The sequence below is a fragment of the Streptomyces cyaneofuscatus genome (assembly GCF_033109485.1).
GTDB classification, from domain to species: Bacteria; Actinomycetota; Actinomycetes; order Streptomycetales; family Streptomycetaceae; genus Streptomyces; species Streptomyces cyaneofuscatus.
In genome coordinates this window covers 5393600-5410500 of sequence record NZ_CP137002.1, presented here as the reverse complement: position 1 = coordinate 5410500, position 16901 = coordinate 5393600, and the positions used below count along the sequence as shown (strand labels likewise).

The window sequence follows — 16901 nt, the reverse complement described above, 5'->3', positions numbered from 1 at the left end:
GCGGCCGGGGCGGGCGGGCGTGGCAGGAGTCGCCCGCCCACCCCGGCGCCGGGTCCGTGCGGCGCCGGGTCAGGTCGGGCCGCGCGGCGCCGGGTCAGGTCAGCCGATCGCCTTGTCGATCGTGCGGACCGCGACGTCCCAGGCCGCGTCCGGCTTCGTACCGCGCTGCTCCATGTTGTTGATCTGCGTGGAGATCGAGTCCTTGATCACGCCGTCCTTCGGGCCGAGCACCGCCTCGGGGATGGACTTCGCGCCGTCCGCGTAGATCTGGCCGATGGGGGCGTTGTTGAAGTACGGCAGGGTCGCGCTCTTCACGTCGGGCAGCTCGTAGGCGCCCTGGTTGGACGGGAAGACCCCGATCGCCTTGAAGACGGCGGCCTGCTGCTCGGGGGCGGTCAGCCACTTCACGAGCTTGGTGGCCTCGTCCACGTTCTTCCCGGACTTCGGTACGGCGAGGAAGGAGCCGCCCCAGTTGGCCGAGACTCCGCCGGGGGCGCTGGTGATGTCCCACTTGCCCTTGTTGGCGTCACCGGCGTACGTGGAGATCTGGCCGGCCATCCAGGCGGGGCAGACGACGGTGGCGACGGTGCTCTTGCGCAGGGCCGCCTGCCACTGGTCCTCGAACTGGGCGAGGCCCTGCGTCAGCTTCTTGGACGCGGCCTCGGCGGCCAGGTCCCAGCCCTTCTTGACGCCGGCGCTCTCCTTGTAGACCGGCTTGCCGCTCGCGTCGTAGTACTGCTCGGGGCTGGAGCTGACGACCGCGTTGAACATGGCGCTGGCGGAGTCCATGAAGTACGTGCCCTGGGGCGCCTTCTTCTTGTACTCCTCGCCGAGCGCCAGGAAGTCCTCCCAGCCGCCGGCGGTCCGCTCGGCGACCTCGGTGCGGTCGGTGGGCAGTCCGGCCTTCTCGAACAGCTCGCGGTTGTAGCAGAGGGACATGGGGCCGATGTCGGTGCCCGCGCCGATCACCGCGCCGCCGGGGGCGGTGGCCTGCTTGGCCTTCCAGGAGACCCACTCGTTGACGTCGATCACCTTGGAGAGGTCGGCGAAGGATTCCGCCTTGGTGTCGACGATCTCCTTGATCCGGCCGACCTCGATGCCCTGGACGTCGGCGAGGCCGCTGCCCGAGTTCAGCTGCTGGAGCAGCTTGGGGTAGTAGTTCTTCTCCTCGGCGGTGGTGTCCTCCTTGACCGTGATCTTCGGGTTCAGCTCGTGGTATTTCTCGAAGAGCCCGGCCTCCTTGTACCCGAACTGGCCGAAGTCGGCGACGGTCAGCGTGATGTTGCCGTCGGCGTCGGCTCCCTTGCTGCCCGAGTCGGACGAGCCGCCGCAGCCGGTGAGCAGCAGGGCGGTGACCGTCAGGCCCGTGGTGGCCACGATCGCGGTTCTCCGGCGTCGACCGGCAACGCTGCGGGTGATGCGCATTCCACTGCTCCTTGGTGCGGCGAGTGTTGCGGGAAGTCCTGCGGAAGGACGGGGAGGCCTTACGGAAGGCCGCGAAGCCCAGCCGAAAGGAAGCGCGCGGGATCCCCTCCCCTGGTTGTGGGAGCGCTCCCATGCGCCGATGCCGGAAGGTTCCTGCCTCAAGGGGGTGGGTGTCAAGAGTTGAAGACGATTCCGTTGCCGAAGGATGTCCACCGCGTCACGCGGGGGCGTCGGGCCCGGCCACCCGTCGAGAGGTGAACGAGGGGTGACCGGAGGGGCGGCAGGAGGGGTGGCCGGAGGGGCGGCCGGAGGGCCGGCCGAAGCCGGACGAAGTGCCGGGTGACCCCACCCCTGTTAATTTCGCCCTTATGTCCCCTTTGATCATGCTGGTCCCCGACATCAGACCGGGTGAGTGAGGCGGGATGGGCGTACTGCGCGACCATCCCGAACTGGCCCTCTTCTTCTGTCTCGCCGCCGGCTACCTGGTCGGCAAGCTCCGCGTCGGCCCGATCACGCTCGGCGGCATCTGCGGCACGCTGATCGTGTCGCTGCTGATCGGCACCCGGCACGTCAGCGTCGACGACGATGTGAAGACCGTCTTCTTCGCGCTGTTCATCTTCTCGCTCGGCTATATGGCCGGGCCGCAGTTCTTCGCCAACCTCAACCGCTCCAGCCTGCGGTTCTTCGCGCTCTGCTTCATCGAACTGGTCTGCGTCCTCGGGATCGCCTACGGGCTCGCCAAGGCCTTCGACCTGGACGTCGGCACGGCGGCCGGAATCCTGGCGGGGGCGGCCACCGAGTCCGCCGTCGTGGGGACGGCCACCGAGGCGATCGGCAAGCTCAGCGATCTGACCTCCGAGCAGATCACCCAGTACCAGGGGCACGTGGCGACCGCCTACACGGTCTGCTACCTGTTCGGCCTGATCACCATCGTCCTGTTCACCAGCCAGATCATGCCGATGCTGCTCCGCATCAACCTGGCCGACGCCTCCCGCGAGCTGTGGGAGAAGATGCGCGGCGGCCAGGCAGGTCTGGAGGCCGACGAGCGCGAGGCGCTGCCCGGCATGGTCGGCCGCACCTACCTGGTGACGCTCGCCGACGGACGTACCGTCGGGGACCTGGAGTCCGGGCTCGGCGGCCACATCACCGTCGAGGGGATCAAGCGCGGCAGCAAGCTGCTGACGCCCTCCCCCGGCCTGGAGCTGACCCTCAGCGACCTGGTCCAGGTCGTCGGCCGGCGCTCGGCGATCATCGAGGCGGGCCGGGAGATCGGCCCGGAGACCCCGGCCATCCCGGGGCTCGACACCCCGCTGGCCACCAGCCAGGTCGCCGTCACCGAGAAGGCGACCGCCGGTTCGACCATCGACCGGCTGGAGAAGAACCACCCGGAGTTCCGCAAGGACGGTGTCTACATCACCGACGTCCTCCGCAACGACCAGCACCTCCCCGCCAGCGGGGAGACCGTCCTCCAGCGCGGTGACGTCCTCACCCTGGTGGGCGCGCGCGGCGGGCTGAACAGGCTGGTCGCCAAGATCGGCGCGGTGGTCAAGAACGACTCCACCGACTTCGTCTACATCGGCTTCGGTATCGTCGCCGGCTCCCTGCTCGGCCAGATCGTGGTCAAGCTCGGGGACGTCCCGATGTCCCTCGGCACGGGCGGCGGCTGCCTGATCTCCGGCCTGATCTTCGGCTGGTTCCGCTCCCGCAAGCAGACCTTCGGCGCCTTCCCGCCGCAGGCCGCGACCACGCTCAAGGACATGGGCCTGGCCGTCTTCATCGCCTGTACGGGACTGGCGGCGGGCCCGCAGGCCTGGCCGCTGCTCAAGGAGTACGGGGCGCTGCTGCCGTTCGCCGGGATCGCCATGGTGCTGGTGCCCGCGACGATCTCCCTGATCGTCGGGCGGAAGCTGCTGAAGATCGAGAAGCCGCTGCTGATCGGCGCCATCGCCGGACAGCAGTGTTCGACCCCGGCGATCACCTCCATCACCCAGGTGGCCCAGAGCTCCGTACCGCTGCTCGGCTACACGATCACGTACACGCTCTCCAACTTCCTGCTGCCGCTGACCGGTCCGATCCTCGTCGGCGTACTGGGGGCCTGAGAGGGGTGGGAACATGATCGACTTCCTGAACCGGAACATCTTCCAGCCCCACCCCGAACTGCTCGTCTTCCTCGTCATCGCGCTCGGCTTCCTGCTGGGCAAGATCCGCTACCGGGCGATCGCGCTGGGGGCGGTGACGGGCTGTCTGGTGGCGGGGCTGGTGCTGGGGGCCCAGTTCAAGGTCGACATCGACGACACGGTGAAGAACCTGTTCTTCATCATGTTCCTGTTCGCCCTCGGCTACCGGGTCGGCCCGCAGTTCTTCCGGGGGCTGAAGAAGGACGGCCTGCCGCAGGTCGTCAACGCCGTCGTGGTCTGTGTGACCGGGCTGCTGGTCTCCTGGCTCTTCGCGAGCCTGCTCGGTTACGGCCCCGGGCTCGGCGCCGGCCTGATGAGCGGGGCCCTCACCCAGTCGGCCGCGATCGGGGTCGCCCAGGACGCCATCGGTACGCTGCCGGGGCTCTCGGCCGACGAGGCGAAGACCCAGGAGAACCTGGTGGCCGTCGGATACGCGGTGACGTACCCGCTGGGCACGATCCTCTGCGCGATGCTCCTGGCCAACGTGCTGCCCAAGCTGTACCGCAGGGACCTGGCGAAGGAGAGCGCCGAGCTCGCCGCCGAGCTGGACGCGCCGGACGAGAGCCCGGACGAGGGGGCGGGCTACTACGAGGTGGTGCTGCGCGCGTACCGCGTGGACCGCCCCGACCTGGTGGGCCGCTCGGTGACCGACTTCGAGGACCAGCAGAAGGCGCTGGGCCGCCGCGTCTACCTCACCGGCGTCCGCCGGGACGGGACGGTCCTGGAGCACGACCAGTCCCGTACGCTCCGCCTCGGCGACACCGTCGCGGTCAGCGCGATCCGGGGCGACCTGGTCGACTTCGACCCCGTCACGCACATCGGCGCCGAGGCCGACGACGTCGAACTGCTCGGCTACCGCACCGAGACGCTGCACGTCGTCGCCTCGGAGAAGGCGCACCTCGGGCGGACGGTCGCGGAGGTGCGCCGGGAACCGTTCATGGTCGGCGTCTACATCGACAAGCTGTACCGGGCGGGTGCCGCGTTCCCCTACCGGCTCTCCACCCCGCTGGAGCGCGGCGACACCCTGATCCTCACCGGCCCGGAACGCCTGGTCGGCCCGGCGGCCAAGGCCCTCGGCAAACCGGTGCCGACCAGCTTCGCCACCGACATGATCTGGGTGGGGCTCGGCATCTTCCTCGGCGGCTGCATCGGCATCCCGGCGCTGACGGCGGGCGGGGTGCCGATCTCGCTCTCCACCTCGGGCGGCGGGCTGATCATGGGCCTGGTCTTCGGGTGGATCCGCGGGAAGTACCCGACGTACGGGAACGTGCCGCCGGGCGCCCAGTGGTTCATGGACACCCTCGGCCTCTGCCTCTTCGTCGCCGTCGTCGGCATCAACGCGGGCCCGAGCTTCACCAGCGGCCTCTCCACGGCCGGCTGGGGCCTGCTGGTCTTCGGGGCGGTCGCCACCGTGGTCCCGCTGATCGTGGGGTTCCTGGTCGGCCATTACGTCCAGAAGATCCGGTTCCCGGTGCTGATGGGCGTCCTGGCGGGCGGCCAGACCACCACGGCGGCGATCGGTGCCGTCAACGAGACCTCCAAGTCGCAGATCCCCACCCTCGGTTACACGATTCCGTACGCCGTCGGCAACGTCCTGCTGACGGTGTGGGGCGCCGTGATCGTCATCCTCAACCACTGACCCTGCACGGGAGCGGACACCACCATGCCCAAGACCAAGCTCAGCCGGGAAGAGATCCGGTCCTTCGCCCAGCTCTCGCCCTTCGAGCTGAAGGACAAGTTCATCCAGATCGCGACGGAAGCGCAGAGCGACAAGCCGGGCCAGAAGGGGAAGACGACCCGGGCCATGCTCAACGCGGGCCGGGGCAACCCCAATTGGACCGCGACCGGCCCCCGCGAGGCGTACCACGCGCTCGGCTACTTCGCGATCTCGGAGTCCCGCCGGGTCTGGACGGCGGACAACCTGGGCGGGATGCCGGAGGAGGCGGGGTGCGCGGAGCGGTTCGAGCACTTCGTCCGTACGCATCCGGAGCTGCCCGGCATCGAGCTGCTGAAGGCGAGCGTGGACCTGGCGGTGAAGCGGTTCGGCTTCGACCGGGACGCGTTCGTGCACGAGCTGGCGGACTCCTCGATCGGGGACAACTACCCGGTGCCGGACCGGATCCTGCGCCACACCGAGGAGATCGTGCGCGGCTACCTCGCGGACGAGATGTTCGACCACCGGCCGCCGGAGGGGCAGACGCTGAGCCTGTTCGCCACCGAGGGCGGCACGGCGGCGATGTGCTACATCTTCGACTCGCTGATGAAGAACGGGATCCTGGCGAAGGGCGACCGGATCGCCCTGATGGTCCCGGTGTTCACCCCGTACCTGGAGATCCCCGAGCTGGACACGTACGGCTTCGACGTGGTCCATGTGGAGGCGAACCTGTTCACCGAGACCGGGGTGCGGCAGTGGCGCTACCCGACGGAGGAGATCGCCAAGCTGGCGGACCCGTCGATCAAGATGGTCTGCTGTGTCAACCCGAGCAACCCGCCCTCGCTGGCGCTCTCCACCCGGGTCGCCGAGCAGATCGTCTCCATCGTCGGCGAGCAGAACCCGAACCTGATCATCGTGACCGACGATGTGTACGGGACGTTCGTCGAGGGCTTCCGCTCACTCGCCGCCGACCTGCCCCGCAACACGCTGCTCGTCTACTCCTACTCCAAGCACTACGGGGCGACCGGCTGGCGGCTCGGGGTGATCGCGCTGCACGACGACAACGTGATCGACGCGATGCTGAAGGAGCAGAGCGCTGAGGAGAAGGAACGGCTCAACAAGCGTTACGGATCGCTGTCGTTGGAGCCGGAGAAAATGAAGTTCATCGACCGCATGGTGGCGGACTCCCGGCAGGTGGCGCTCAACCACACGGCGGGACTCTCACTCCCGCAGCAGGTGATGATGGCGCTGTTCTCGCTCTTCGACATGCTGGACGAGGGCCAGGCGTACAAGCACCGCATCCGGGCCATCGTGCAGCAGCGGCTCGAACTCCTGCTGGAGGGCGTGCACATGAAGGTATCGGAGGACCCGAAGCGGGCGGCGTACTACATCGAGCTGGACCTGCTGGCGGAGGCGGAACGCGTCCACGGCAAGCCGTTCGCCGCGTTCCTGGAGGCGAACTACGAGCCGGTGGACCCGCTGTTCCGGCTGGCCGAGCAGACGTCGGTGGTCCTGCTGAACGGCGGCGGCTTCGACGGTCCTGAGTGGTCGGTACGGGTGTCGCTGGCCAACCTGGACGATCTGGACTACCTGAAGATCGGCCACCATCTGCGGGCGATCTTCGACGAGTACGCGGAGGAGTGGCGGGCGGGTGGCGCCTCCAGCCCGTCCGGCGTTTGAGGACATCTTTTCGGCACGGAAAGGGGCACGCCCCGGCCGGTGGTGGGGTGACCAGGCCGGGGCGCGCGTGTGGGGGGTACGGGGTGGTCTGGGGGGGCTATCCGAAGGCGGCGAAGGCCTTCGTGAAGGCCAGCGGCTCCTGCTCGATCGAACTGCACGTGGCGTCGGCGGCCGGCTTGGGCCCGCCCGGGCACGCCTTGTCCCGGGTGCCGGACCACATGGCCAGGCGGCCGATGCCCTTCTCCTGGGCGAACTTCACGACCTGCGTGGCGTCCTCCACCGTAAAGATCTCGGTGACGACATCGTTCACGCCGATCATCGGGGTGATGGCGACGGCCTTCCACGCGGCGGCCTCGGAGAGCCCGAGGACACCCTTGATCTGGGCCTGGGTAGCGGTCGCCGCCTGGATGGCGTAGGTGCCCATGTCGTCGCTGTAGGCGGGCCCGTAGTCCATCGCCATGATGTTGACCGCGTCGACCCGGACGCCGTTCTTCTTCGCGTCGGCGAGCAGGTCGACGCCGGGCCGGGTCAGCCCCTCGGGCATGACGGGGAGGGTGAAGGCGACATCCAGGTCCGGGTACTTCTTCTGGAGCTGGGCGATCGCCTGGGCGCGGCGGGTGTTGGCGGCCGCGTCGGGGAGCGCGGCGCCCTCGATGTCGAAGTCGACCTTGGTGAGCTGGTAGGCGTCGACGACCTTTCCGTACGCGGCGGCGAGGTCGGCGGCGGAGGAGCAGTTCAGGGCCAGCTCGGCCCCGGCCGCGCCACCGAAGGAGACCCGGACGTCACCGCCCTTGGCCCGGAGCGCGCTGATCTGCTTCGCGACTTGATCGTCAGCGAGTCCGGTGACGCCGCCCCAAAGCGGGGCGCAGCTGCCGCCGGAGGTGATGAAGGCGAGGTGGAACTCGTCCACCCCGGTCCTGGTGGCGGTGTCGAGGAGGTCGTAGGCCGGGTAGAGCGAGGTGTCGATGTAGGGGGCGAACCGGGAGCCGGTTTCCCCGCCGCCACCGGGGCGACCGGTGGCGGTGGGGGCCGGCGTGGGGGTCGAAGCGCTCGCGCTGGGGGACGCGGACGCGGTTGGTGCGGTCGTGGGGGTGTCCGTGGGTCCGGTCGTGGGGGTGTCCGTGGGGCGGCCGCTGGGGGTGGGGGCCGGGCCGCCGGCGGAGCAGGTGGCGTCGTTGATGAGGCAGGACGCCGGGTCGCCCGCCGTGCCGGTGGCGGAGGTGACGAAGCCGACGGTCACGGACTTGCCGGGGGCCAGCTCCTTGTCCCAGCTCGCGGGCTTCACGGTGACGCGGTTGCCCTGCACCGTGTGCTCGCCGTTCCAGAGGGACCCGATCTTCGTGCCGGCCGGAAGCTCGAACTGGAGCGTCCAGTCGGTGAGTGTCTTGTCGGTCTCGTTGGTGACGACGTACTGGCCCGTGTAGCCGCTGGTCCAGTCACTGGTCCGGGTGTACGCGGCCCCGACCGCCGCCGCCTGCGCCGTACCGGTCAGGGCGAAGACCGTTCCGCCGATGACCGCCGCCGCGACGATCGCGCCGACCGTCTTGGTGCGCGCGCTCGCCGTGCGGCGGTGTGTGCGGGAACCCATCAACGTGCCCTGCCTGCCTCTGTGTCGCTGCGGATCTTGTACTGCGGATCCCTTTCGGGGTTGCGAGGAGCACGCTAGCGGCAGCGGAACGGGCAAAGCGGGCGTTACGGACCGGAGTTGATGTTCTTAGGGTGCGCTTAAGGTGCGGCTAAGAGGGCCCTGAGGTGGCGGCGTCGGCTGTGGTGCGGGGCTCCTTGCGGCGCGGGCGGCCGAAGCGGCGGGCTACCCGGCGGCCGTGGCCCCGGCGGCCGCGGTCGGGGCTGGTGCCGTGCAGGCCGATCCAGATGCGGACCTCCGTGCCGCCGAGCACGGAGCGGCCGATGCGCAGGTCGCCGCCGGTGGACTCGGCGACCCGGCGCACGATGTCCAGGCCGAGGCCGGTGGAGCCGACCGTGCCCGGCTTGGTGGCGCCTCGGGCCAGGGCCGCCTTCGGGTCGGCGATGCCGGGGCCCGCGTCGGAGACGAGGACGATGACCGCGTCGCCGCTGTGGTGGACGTCGACGGCGAAGGCGGTGCCCTCGGGGGTGTGGCGGAAGACGTTGCCGAGCAACGCGTCGAGGGCGGCGGCCAGTTCGGGGCGGGCGACGGGGATGCGTACCGTACGGTCCACTCCCGCGAGCCGCACCTCGCGGCCCTCGTCCTCCGCCAGCGCCGACCAGAAGCCCATGCGCTCCCGGATCACCTCGGAGGCGTCGCACCCCGCCCCGGCGGCCGTCTGGACGCCCGTGGTCTGGGGGCGCTGTTCGCGGGCGGTGCGGATGATCGTGTCGACCTCGTGCTCCAGCTGCTCGACCGCCGCCCGGGTCTGGTCGGCCGCCGGGCCCTCGCCGAGCGATGCGGCGTTCAGCCGGAGGACGGTGAGCGGGGTGCGGAGCCGGTGCGAGAGGTCGGCGGCCAGCTCGCGCTCGTTGGCCAGGAGCTGGACGACCTGGTCGGCCATGGAGTTGAACGCGACGGCGGCGGACCGGAGTTCGGTGGGGCCCTCCTCGGGGACCCGGGTGCCGAGCCGCCCCTCCCCCAGGTCGTGGGCGGCGCCCGCGAGGCGCTGGGCGGGCTGGACCATCCGTACGCCGAGCCGGTCCGCGACCGCCACCGAGCCGACGATCAGGGCGGCGCCGACCCCGGCCAGGATCAGCCAGGCGGTGGCGACCCCGTTGGAGACCTCGCCCTCGGGGACGAAGACCTCGACCACGGCGATGTCTCCGGTGGAGAGCGCGGTGGGCTGGAGCAGGGCGAATCCGTCGGTGACCGCGGTGATGGAGGCGCGGCCCGCCTTCCGTACGGTCGCGACGTCCTTGGGGCTCGCCCGCCGGGTGCCGATGTCCAGCGCCTCGCCCTCGGTTCCGTCCGCCGCCTTCTCGGGGGCGGGGACGTGGACGGCGAGCCGGCCCCGGTCGCCGGGTTCGGTGGAGAGGACGGCCCGGGTCAGCTCCTCGCGGTCGGTGGTGATGGAGAGCGCCGGGGCGATCATCGCGGCCTGGCGTTCGGCGTCGGAGAAGGCCCGGTCGCTGGCCATCTCCCGGATGACCAGGCCGAGCGGTACGGCGAAGGCGATGACGACCATCGCGGTGACCGCCAGACACACCTTGACCAGCGCCCACCTCATGCGGGCGGCTCCGCGGCCGGGGCTTCGGCGGGCGGCTGGAGCTTCACGCCGACGCCGCGCAGGGTGTGCAGATAGCGCGGCCGGGCGGCGGTCTCACCGAGCTTGCGGCGGAGCCAGGAGAGGTGGACGTCGATGGTCTGGTCGTCGCCGTACGACTGCTGCCAGACCTCGGCCAGCAGCTCCTTGCGGGCGACGACCACCCCGGGGCGCCCGGCGAGGAAGGTCAGCAGGTCGAACTCGCGCCGGGTCAGGTCGAGTTCGGCACCGTCCAGTTCGGCGCGGCGGCGCAGCGGATCGATGGCGAGCCCGCCGACGCGGATGACCCGGGGCGGCGGCGCCTCCCCGCCCGCCGCGCGGGAGCGGCGCAGGACGGCGGCCATCCGGGCGGAGAGGTGCTCCACGGAGAAAGGTTTGGTCAGGTAGTCGTCGGCGCCGTCGTTGAGCAGCCGGACGATCTCGCTCTCGTCGTCCCGGGCGGTGGCGATGATGACCGGGACGTCGGTGATGGACCGCAGCATCTTGAGCGCCTCGGCGCCGTCCAGGTCGGGCAGTCCGAGATCGAGGATGACCACGTCGAAGCGGAAGTGCGCGACCTCGCGCAGCGCTTCGAGCGCGGTGCCCACACTCCGTACCGTGTGGGAGGCCTCACTGAGGTGCCGGATGAGGGCGGAACGTACGAACTGGTCGTCCTCGACCACGAGCACACTTGCCATGGGCGGCACCGTACGCCATCCGGACGGGCCGGGTCCCTGCCCCGTCCCACCTCGCCGGAATCCTCCGCAAAGGCCGGAACGGAAGCCGGAGGGGACAGTCCGGGTGCGCGTGGTGCAGGATGTGCCCGATGCAACGAGGACTCGTACACGCGCTCGCGTGGTCGCTCGCCACCGGCGCGGCGGTCACGCTGTCGTGGTGGGGTGTGCACACGGTCATGACGGGGACGGCGTACGACCCGCCCCGGGCCGTGCCCATCTCTGTGGGCGCGGGGGCCCCTCAGCGGATCGGGCAGTCCACCGAGGACCCGCTCGTCTCCTCGACGCACCGCTCCTCGCCGTCGCCCTCGCCCTCCCGCTCCCCCTCGGCGGACAGCGGCAGTGCGAGCCCGTCACCGTCGGCCGCACGCCCCTCCCGTACGCCGTCGAGCGCCCCCGCTCCCCCTCCGGCCTCCCCCAAGCCCGCTGCGAACTCCGGTGAGGTGAAGGGGTACCGCACCGACGGCGGCCGGGTCGTGTTCGAGCTGGGGAAGAGCTCGGCGAAGCTGGTCTCGGCGACGCCGGAGCCGGGCTGGTCGATGCAGGTGTGGACGAACGACGCCTGGATCCGGGTGGACTTCAGCGACGGAGGCGGCGTGGACGGGAAGACGTACTCCGTGTTCTGCACCTGGAACGGGACGCCGCCGACGGTGCAGGTCGTCGAACCGTAAGCCGTTCGCTCAGGGATTCTCGAAGACGGACGGCGGCGGCGCCGGTGACGGCTTGGCCGCCGCGTCCGTGACGACAGCCGCGCCCCCGGTGAAGTCCATGAGCGCCCGCCCGTGTTCGACCCGGCCGGGGTGCGGGTCGCTCGCCACCCGGCGGGTGAACTCGGCGACGGCCAGGGGCAGGGCGGAGGCGAGGAGGACCGCGTTGCCGAAGCGGCGGCCGCGCCAGACCACGGGGTCGGCGGCGAGCGCCAGTTCGGGGAAGACGGCGGCGGCCGTGGCCACCTGGCCGCGCAGGTGGGCGAGCGGGGGCCCGTCGGCCAGGTTCGCGGCGTACTGGCCCGAAGGCTTCAGCACCCGGCGTACGTCGGTGAGGAATTCGGCGGAGGTCAGATGGGCCGGGGTCCGGGCGCCGCTGAAGACGTCCGCGATGACCAGGTCCGCCCAGTCGTCCGGGAACTTGCCGAGCCCTTCGCGGGCGTCCAGCGCCCGGACCCGTACCCGGGCCTGCGGGTCCAGCGGGAGCCGGTCGCGGACGAGCTGGACGAGGGCCGCGTCGACCTCCACGACCTGCTGGGTGGAGCGGGGGCGGGTGGCGGCGGTGTACCGGGCGAGGGTGAAGGCGCCGCCGCCGAGGTGCAGGACGTTCAGGGGCTGGAGCGGGGGCGCGGCGAGGTCGATGATGTGGCCGAGCCGGCGCTGGTAGGCGAAGGAGAGGTGGGCGGGGTCGCCGAGGTCCACGTGGGACTGCGGGGCGCCGTCCAGCAGCAGCGTCCACCCGTCCGGGCGCTCCCGGTCGGGTATGAGCTCGGCGCGACCGCTGTCGACGGGGCCGGAGAAGGGCTCACGCTCGGCCCGGCCGCCTCTGCGGTCCTGCTGCTTCCTGCCCCCGGCCTGCGCTCCTCGACGTGCCACGTGCGCTGGTCCTTGCTGGTCGGGGGCCCGGGATACCGGCAGCGGCGGAGGTTCCGCCCGTGCCGCCATTATGGGCTCCGGTGGAGGGCGCCCGCTCAGTTGCAGCCGTCGGCCGCCTCCAGCAGGCGGGCCGCCTGGTCGAGGGCGGCGCGGAGGACGGCGGGGTCGGTGACCGGGGCGTCCTCGGCGGGCGGGAGCAGCCAGCCGGAGCCGGCGGCGGGCGGGGTGGTGGGGAGGCGCAGGCCGCGGCCGTCGGTGCGCGTACAGGCGCTGCCCGGTACGTCCCAGGCGTCGGCGGTGCCGGGCGGGACGAGGAAGCCGAGGGTGTCGCAGGCGCCGTTGTGCAGGACCGGGCCGACGGCCTCGTGGTCCCGGCCGCGGCGGAGGATGTCGACGGCCTCCAGCCCTTGGCGGGCGGGGACGGTGACGAGGTCGCAGGGCTGGTCCTCGGGGGCGGGGCCCGTGGTCGGGGTGGTCGTGGTCGTCGTCGGGTTCGTCGCGGTCGTCCGTGAGCCGGTCTCCATGCCGATGTGCAGCAAGGGAACCCCTCCTCTCATCGCCGAACGGAGCCACACTCCGTCTCCACATGGACCAACGGCGGCGGAGCGTCAAGGGCTACGGGGCCACACCGCCGCAAAGGGTGGCAGTTCATGGCGGATCGTGGGCGGGATGCCCTTATATATACAGAATCGCCAGGGTGTGTTCCCGGTCACAGCAGGTACGTTCTTGCTCCGCCGGGACACCGGAAAGCAGAACCCGGCTTGCACCGCTTGCACCAGAGAGGGGCCGGCCATGGTGTCGACAGGGGCAGTTCCCAACCTCGTCTTCCGCCAGCTGCGCGGACAGCGCTCCGCAGGAGAGTTCGCGGCCGCCGTCCGCAGAGCGGCGCGGGAGATCGGCGAGCAGGTCGCGTGCGATGCCCGGTACATCGGACGCGTGGAGTCCGGGGAGATCCGCTGTCCCAACTACGCGTACGAACGGGTCTTCCTGCACATGTTCCCCGGCGCCTCCCTGGCCGACCTGGGGTTCTCGGCCCGCGAGAGCGTACGGGGGCGGGGGGCGCGGGTCGTCTCCGAGCCGCCGCCGCCCGAGCCCGCCGCGCCTCCCGGACCCGGCGGGTCCCATCACACCGACGAGGAGAGCGACGTGCTGCGTCGCGTGTTCATGATGAGCGGCACGGCCACCGTGGCCGCCGCTTCCCTGGGGCTCGGCGGGGCGCCCGCCACCGCCGCCAGGATCTCCCTGCCCGCACAGCGCCGGGTCGGTGAGAGCGAGGTGGACGCCGTGGAGCAGGCGGTACGGCGGATCCGGGTGCTGGATGACCGGCACGGGGCGGACGGGCTCTACCGGCAGGCCTCGCGTCCGTTGAAGGCGGCGTACGAGCTGCTGGACGCCGGGACCACCACGCGGCGGGCGACCGCGGACCGGCTGCACGCGGGGGCGGGCGAGCTGGCCATCTCGGTGGGGTGGCTGGCGCACGACTCGGGGCGGTTCGACGACGCGCGCTCGCACTACGCGGAGGCGCTGGCGACGGCGCGGCTGGCGGGGGACGCGGGGCTTGAGGCGCACGCGTTCTGCAACACGTCGTTCCTGGCGCGGGACGCGGGACGGCCCCGGGAGGCGGTACGGGCGGCCGAGGCCGGGCAGCGGGCGGCCCGCACGCTGGGCTCGCCCCGGCTGCTGGCGCTGCTCGCGCTGCGGGAGGCGGGGGGCCGGGCGGGGCTCGGGGACCGTACGGGGTGCGACCGGGCGATCGGGCGGGCCCGAGCGGCGTTCGAGCGGGGGGCCGCCGGGGGTGACCCGGAGTGGATGAGCTTCTTCCGGGAGGCGGAGCTGGAGCTGCTGGAGGCGCAGTGCTGGTCGGCGCTGGGCGACTGGTCCCGGGCGGCGCGGCACGGGCGGCGGGCGGCGGCGCTCCAGGACGCGCACTTCACCCGGAACCTGGCGCTGTACCGGGCGCAGCTGACGGGGGACCTGGCGCGGGCGGGGCGGGTGGAGGAGGCGGCGGCGACGGGCCACCAGGTGCTGGACCTGCTGGACCGGGTCCAGTCCTCGCGGATCCGGGGGATGGTGGCGGGGGCGGTACGGGTGCTGGAGGGGCGGGGGGGTGGGGTGTCGGCGGCCACGTCTTTCCTGACCCGCCACCGGGAGTCGACCAAATCAAGCCCGTCCGGCGTTTGAGGGCTGCCCCCCCAGCCCGTTCCGGGGCATCCTCAGCTCGTTCCGGGCCATCTTCAACCCGTTCCGGGGACATCTTCAGCCCGTCCGGCGTTTGAGGACGGAACCCTTGCCTGGGTGGGCGGGCACCCCTGCGGATCCCGTGGCGCGGGAGATCCATGCGTGCACCCGGAACGTGCTCGACGATTCCGTCCTCAAACGCCGGACGGGCTGGAGTGGGCAAGGGTTCCGTCCAGCGGCGGGTTCGGGCGGGCCCGGGGGTCCGTCCTCAAACGCCGGACGGGCTGAAAGGGGTGCCGCACGGTCCGGAAAGGCGTCGGACGGGCTGAAAGGAAGGCGCCGGGCGGGCCCTAGCGGTCCAGGTGGCCCGTGTCGTTCCAGCGTTCCAGGGCCGGGAGGCCGTACGCCCAGGCCAGGACCGACAGCGACGTCGGCTCCAGGCGCAGGCGGGCGCCGAAGGAGATGTCCTCGCCCAGCCAGCGCGCGGCGAGCACGCGCAGGATGTGGCCGTGGGCGAAGACCAGCACGTCCCGGTCGGCCGAGCGCGCCCACTCCACCACCTCGTCCGCCCGGGCGGTGATCTCCGCGAGGGACTCCCCCTCCGGGACCCCGTCGCGCCAGATCAGCCAGTCCGGCCGGTCCGCCTTGATCTGCGCCGGGGTCAGCCCCTCGTACGCCCCGTAGTCCCACTCCATCAGCGCGTCCCACGGCTCCGCCCGCTCCCCGAACCCGGCGAGCTCGCAGGTCTCGGACGCCCGGACGAGCGGGCTGGTGCGGACCTCGACGCCGGGCAGACCGCCCCACGGTGCCCGGTGCAGCCGTTCGCCGAGCAGCTTCGCGCCCTCGCGGCCGGTGTCCAGGAGCGGGATGTCCGTCCTGCCGGTGTGGTTGCCCTGGACCGACCACTGGGTCTGGCCATGCCGAGCGAGCAGGATGCGCGGTGCCATGAAGGCTCTCCCTGGAACGGTGGTGCTGGGCCTTCCATCATCCCGTACCGCCTCCCGAGGCAACCTCCGGGGCGGTGGCGGCGTCCCTCTCTGCGCGACCGTCCGCCGCGGTACCGGAGCCATGACGGGGCAGGTTGCGTACGGGACGTCCGGAAGGGGACCCCCGGGGGCGTCGGCGGCTTACCTCCGCCTTACGGTTGAACGCCCGCCGTCGGCCGCATGAACATGGGGGAGCCACCGGATGCCGCACGCCACCGCCCTGCCCGCGACCGGTCACCGGCCCCGCTGGTGGACGGAACTCCCACTGATCGCGGTGGTGTACGGCCTGTACTCGGTGGGCCGCCTCCTGGTGCGCGGCGATGTGTCGATGGCGGTCGACAACGGCCTGGCGATCCTCCGGTTCGAGCAGGCGTTGTATCTCAATGCCGAGCACCCGCTGAACCGTCTCTTCACCAGCACCCCCTCCATAGGCATACCCGCCGACTTCGCGTACGCCTCCCTGCACTACCTGGTCACCCCGGCGATCCTGATCTGGATGTTCCGGCGCAGATCGGCCGCGTACCGGGCGGCCCGGGTCTGGCTGATGAACTCGACCCTGCTCGGTCTGATCGGCTTCACCCTGGTGCCGACCTGTCCGCCCCGGCTGCTGGACGCGAGCCACGGCTTCGTCGACACGATGGCGCAGTACAGCGCGTACGGCTGGTGGGGCGCCGGCGCGAGCGCCCCGCGCGGACTGAGCGGGATGACCAACCAGTACGCGGCCATGCCGAGCCTGCACGTCGGCTGGTCCCTGTGGTGCGGCATCCTCCTGTGGCGCCACGCCCGGCACCCCCTGCTGCGGGCCGCCGGCATCGCGTACCCCCTGATCACCACGGTCATCGTCATGGGCACCGCCAACCACTATTTCCTGGACGCGGTCGCCGGCGCGGCCGTGATGGGGCTCGGAGCCCTGCTGACCAGGCCGGTCACGCGGCTGGCCGACCGGGTGAAGGGGCGGCTGGGGACCGCCTTCGCCACCGTGCGTACGGCCTCCGAGCCCGTGAAGTCCCCGATTGTCAGTGCCGGATGCAAGACTTCCGCGGGTGAGCGAATCCCCGGCCAGCGGACCTCCTCCGCAGATTCCCCCGACGCGGCAGCCGACGGCGCGGGTCCAGGCAGAGCGACCGGCGCAGGTCCGGGCGCAACGACCGGCGCCTCGGCCGACGACGCTCCGGCAGCGGCTCGCTGAGCTGCGCGGCCCCTCCGTCGCCCCGCATCCGCTCGACGCCCGCGCGCTCGCCGCTCTCGCCGCCAACCCGGGCTGCAAGCGCCGCG

General features: G+C 71.6%; 13 protein-coding genes. 6 read left to right on the top strand and 7 right to left on the bottom strand.

The annotated features are described in order from the left end of the window. Positions 1–99: 99 nt before the first annotated feature. On the bottom strand, positions 100–1425 hold the full coding sequence (locus R2B67_RS23860) for an ABC transporter substrate-binding protein (protein WP_317820906.1): 1326 nt from the start codon (positions 1423–1425) through the stop codon (positions 100–102). 422 nt (positions 1426–1847) lie between these two features. On the opposite strand from R2B67_RS23860, the gene aspT (R2B67_RS23855) reads away from it, so the two are divergent. From aspT (R2B67_RS23855) to R2B67_RS23845, 3 genes are read left to right on the top strand one after another with little or no spacing between them, the layout of a single operon-like run. Continuing rightward, complete coding sequence (gene aspT, locus R2B67_RS23855) at positions 1848–3524, top strand: aspartate-alanine antiporter (RefSeq protein ID WP_237326034.1); 1677 nt, start codon at positions 1848–1850, stop codon at positions 3522–3524. Positions 3525–3537: 13 nt separating this feature from the next. Further along, the gene (gene aspT, locus R2B67_RS23850; RefSeq protein ID WP_317820905.1) at positions 3538–5241 is read left to right on the top strand and encodes an aspartate-alanine antiporter; all 1704 of its coding nucleotides are present in this window, start codon (positions 3538–3540) and stop codon (positions 5239–5241) included. A 24-nt stretch (positions 5242–5265) separates the two neighbouring features. Then, on the top strand, positions 5266–6936 hold the full coding sequence (locus R2B67_RS23845; RefSeq protein WP_317820904.1) for a bifunctional aspartate transaminase/aspartate 4-decarboxylase: 1671 nt from the start codon (positions 5266–5268) through the stop codon (positions 6934–6936). Between the two features lie 97 nt (positions 6937–7033). On the opposite strand, the gene R2B67_RS23840 is transcribed toward R2B67_RS23845, so the two are convergent. The 3 genes from R2B67_RS23840 to R2B67_RS23830 all read right to left on the bottom strand — a co-directional run bounded on the left by R2B67_RS23840 (position 7034) and on the right by R2B67_RS23830 (position 10843). Next, positions 7034–8524: a cellulose binding domain-containing protein gene (locus tag R2B67_RS23840; protein ID WP_317820903.1), complete on the bottom strand. Its 1491-nt coding sequence runs from the start codon at positions 8522–8524 to the stop codon at positions 7034–7036. 148 nt (positions 8525–8672) lie between these two features. Then, a complete protein-coding gene (locus R2B67_RS23835; protein ID WP_317820901.1) occupies positions 8673–10130 on the bottom strand; it encodes a sensor histidine kinase in 1458 nt (485 codons plus the stop codon). Then, the gene (locus tag R2B67_RS23830) at positions 10127–10843 is read right to left on the bottom strand and encodes a response regulator transcription factor (protein WP_317820900.1); all 717 of its coding nucleotides are present in this window, start codon (positions 10841–10843) and stop codon (positions 10127–10129) included. The genes R2B67_RS23835 and R2B67_RS23830 overlap by 4 nt, the downstream gene beginning before the upstream one ends. A 128-nt stretch (positions 10844–10971) precedes the next feature. Between R2B67_RS23830 and R2B67_RS23825 the strand changes: the two genes are divergently transcribed. Then, positions 10972–11550: a hypothetical protein gene (locus R2B67_RS23825; protein ID WP_317820898.1), complete on the top strand. Its 579-nt coding sequence runs from the start codon at positions 10972–10974 to the stop codon at positions 11548–11550. Positions 11551–11559: 9 nt separating this feature from the next. On the opposite strand, the gene R2B67_RS23820 is transcribed toward R2B67_RS23825, so the two are convergent. Both R2B67_RS23820 and R2B67_RS23815 read right to left on the bottom strand, forming a co-directional pair. Further along, the gene (locus tag R2B67_RS23820) at positions 11560–12462 is read right to left on the bottom strand and encodes a spermidine synthase (RefSeq protein WP_317820897.1); all 903 of its coding nucleotides are present in this window, start codon (positions 12460–12462) and stop codon (positions 11560–11562) included. Positions 12463–12557: 95 nt separating this feature from the next. Next, positions 12558–13001: a hypothetical protein gene (locus R2B67_RS23815; RefSeq protein WP_018511207.1), complete on the bottom strand. Its 444-nt coding sequence runs from the start codon at positions 12999–13001 to the stop codon at positions 12558–12560. Between the two features lie 253 nt (positions 13002–13254). On the opposite strand from R2B67_RS23815, the gene R2B67_RS23810 reads away from it, so the two are divergent. Further along, complete coding sequence (locus R2B67_RS23810; RefSeq protein ID WP_317820894.1) at positions 13255–14643, top strand: NsdA family TPR-like regulatory protein; 1389 nt, start codon at positions 13255–13257, stop codon at positions 14641–14643. A gap of 347 nt (positions 14644–14990) precedes the next feature. On the opposite strand, the gene R2B67_RS23805 is transcribed toward R2B67_RS23810, so the two are convergent. Beyond that, the gene (locus R2B67_RS23805; RefSeq protein WP_317820892.1) at positions 14991–15587 is read right to left on the bottom strand and encodes a histidine phosphatase family protein; all 597 of its coding nucleotides are present in this window, start codon (positions 15585–15587) and stop codon (positions 14991–14993) included. A 241-nt stretch (positions 15588–15828) separates the two neighbouring features. Here R2B67_RS23805 and R2B67_RS23800 point away from each other — a divergent pair, with 241 nt between their 5' ends. Then, positions 15829–16815 carry a phosphatase PAP2 family protein gene (locus tag R2B67_RS23800; RefSeq protein WP_317820890.1) on the top strand — a complete coding sequence of 329 codons (987 nt, stop codon included), beginning with the start codon at positions 15829–15831 and terminating at the stop codon, positions 16813–16815. Positions 16816–16901 lie beyond the last annotated feature (86 nt).

Excerpts from the sequence above, each read along its gene's own strand:
- R2B67_RS23800 (WP_317820890.1), top strand. The coding sequence starts at position 15,829 with ATGCCGCACGCCACCGCCCTGCCCGCGACCGGTCACCGGCCCCGCTGG.
- R2B67_RS23830 (WP_317820900.1), bottom strand. The coding sequence starts at position 10,843 with ATGGCAAGTGTGCTCGTGGTCGAGGACGACCAGTTCGTACGTTCCGCC.
- aspT (WP_237326034.1), top strand. The coding sequence starts at position 1,848 with ATGGGCGTACTGCGCGACCATCCCGAACTGGCCCTCTTCTTCTGTCTC.
- R2B67_RS23845 (WP_317820904.1), top strand. The coding sequence starts at position 5,266 with ATGCCCAAGACCAAGCTCAGCCGGGAAGAGATCCGGTCCTTCGCCCAG.
- R2B67_RS23835 (WP_317820901.1), bottom strand. The coding sequence starts at position 10,130 with ATGAGGTGGGCGCTGGTCAAGGTGTGTCTGGCGGTCACCGCGATGGTC.
- R2B67_RS23805 (WP_317820892.1), bottom strand. The coding sequence starts at position 15,587 with ATGGCACCGCGCATCCTGCTCGCTCGGCATGGCCAGACCCAGTGGTCG.
- aspT (WP_317820905.1), top strand. The coding sequence starts at position 3,538 with ATGATCGACTTCCTGAACCGGAACATCTTCCAGCCCCACCCCGAACTG.
- R2B67_RS23810 (WP_317820894.1), top strand. The coding sequence starts at position 13,255 with ATGGTGTCGACAGGGGCAGTTCCCAACCTCGTCTTCCGCCAGCTGCGC.
- R2B67_RS23840 (WP_317820903.1), bottom strand. The coding sequence starts at position 8,524 with ATGGGTTCCCGCACACACCGCCGCACGGCGAGCGCGCGCACCAAGACG.
- R2B67_RS23825 (WP_317820898.1), top strand. The coding sequence starts at position 10,972 with ATGCAACGAGGACTCGTACACGCGCTCGCGTGGTCGCTCGCCACCGGC.
- R2B67_RS23860 (WP_317820906.1), bottom strand. The coding sequence starts at position 1,425 with ATGCGCATCACCCGCAGCGTTGCCGGTCGACGCCGGAGAACCGCGATC.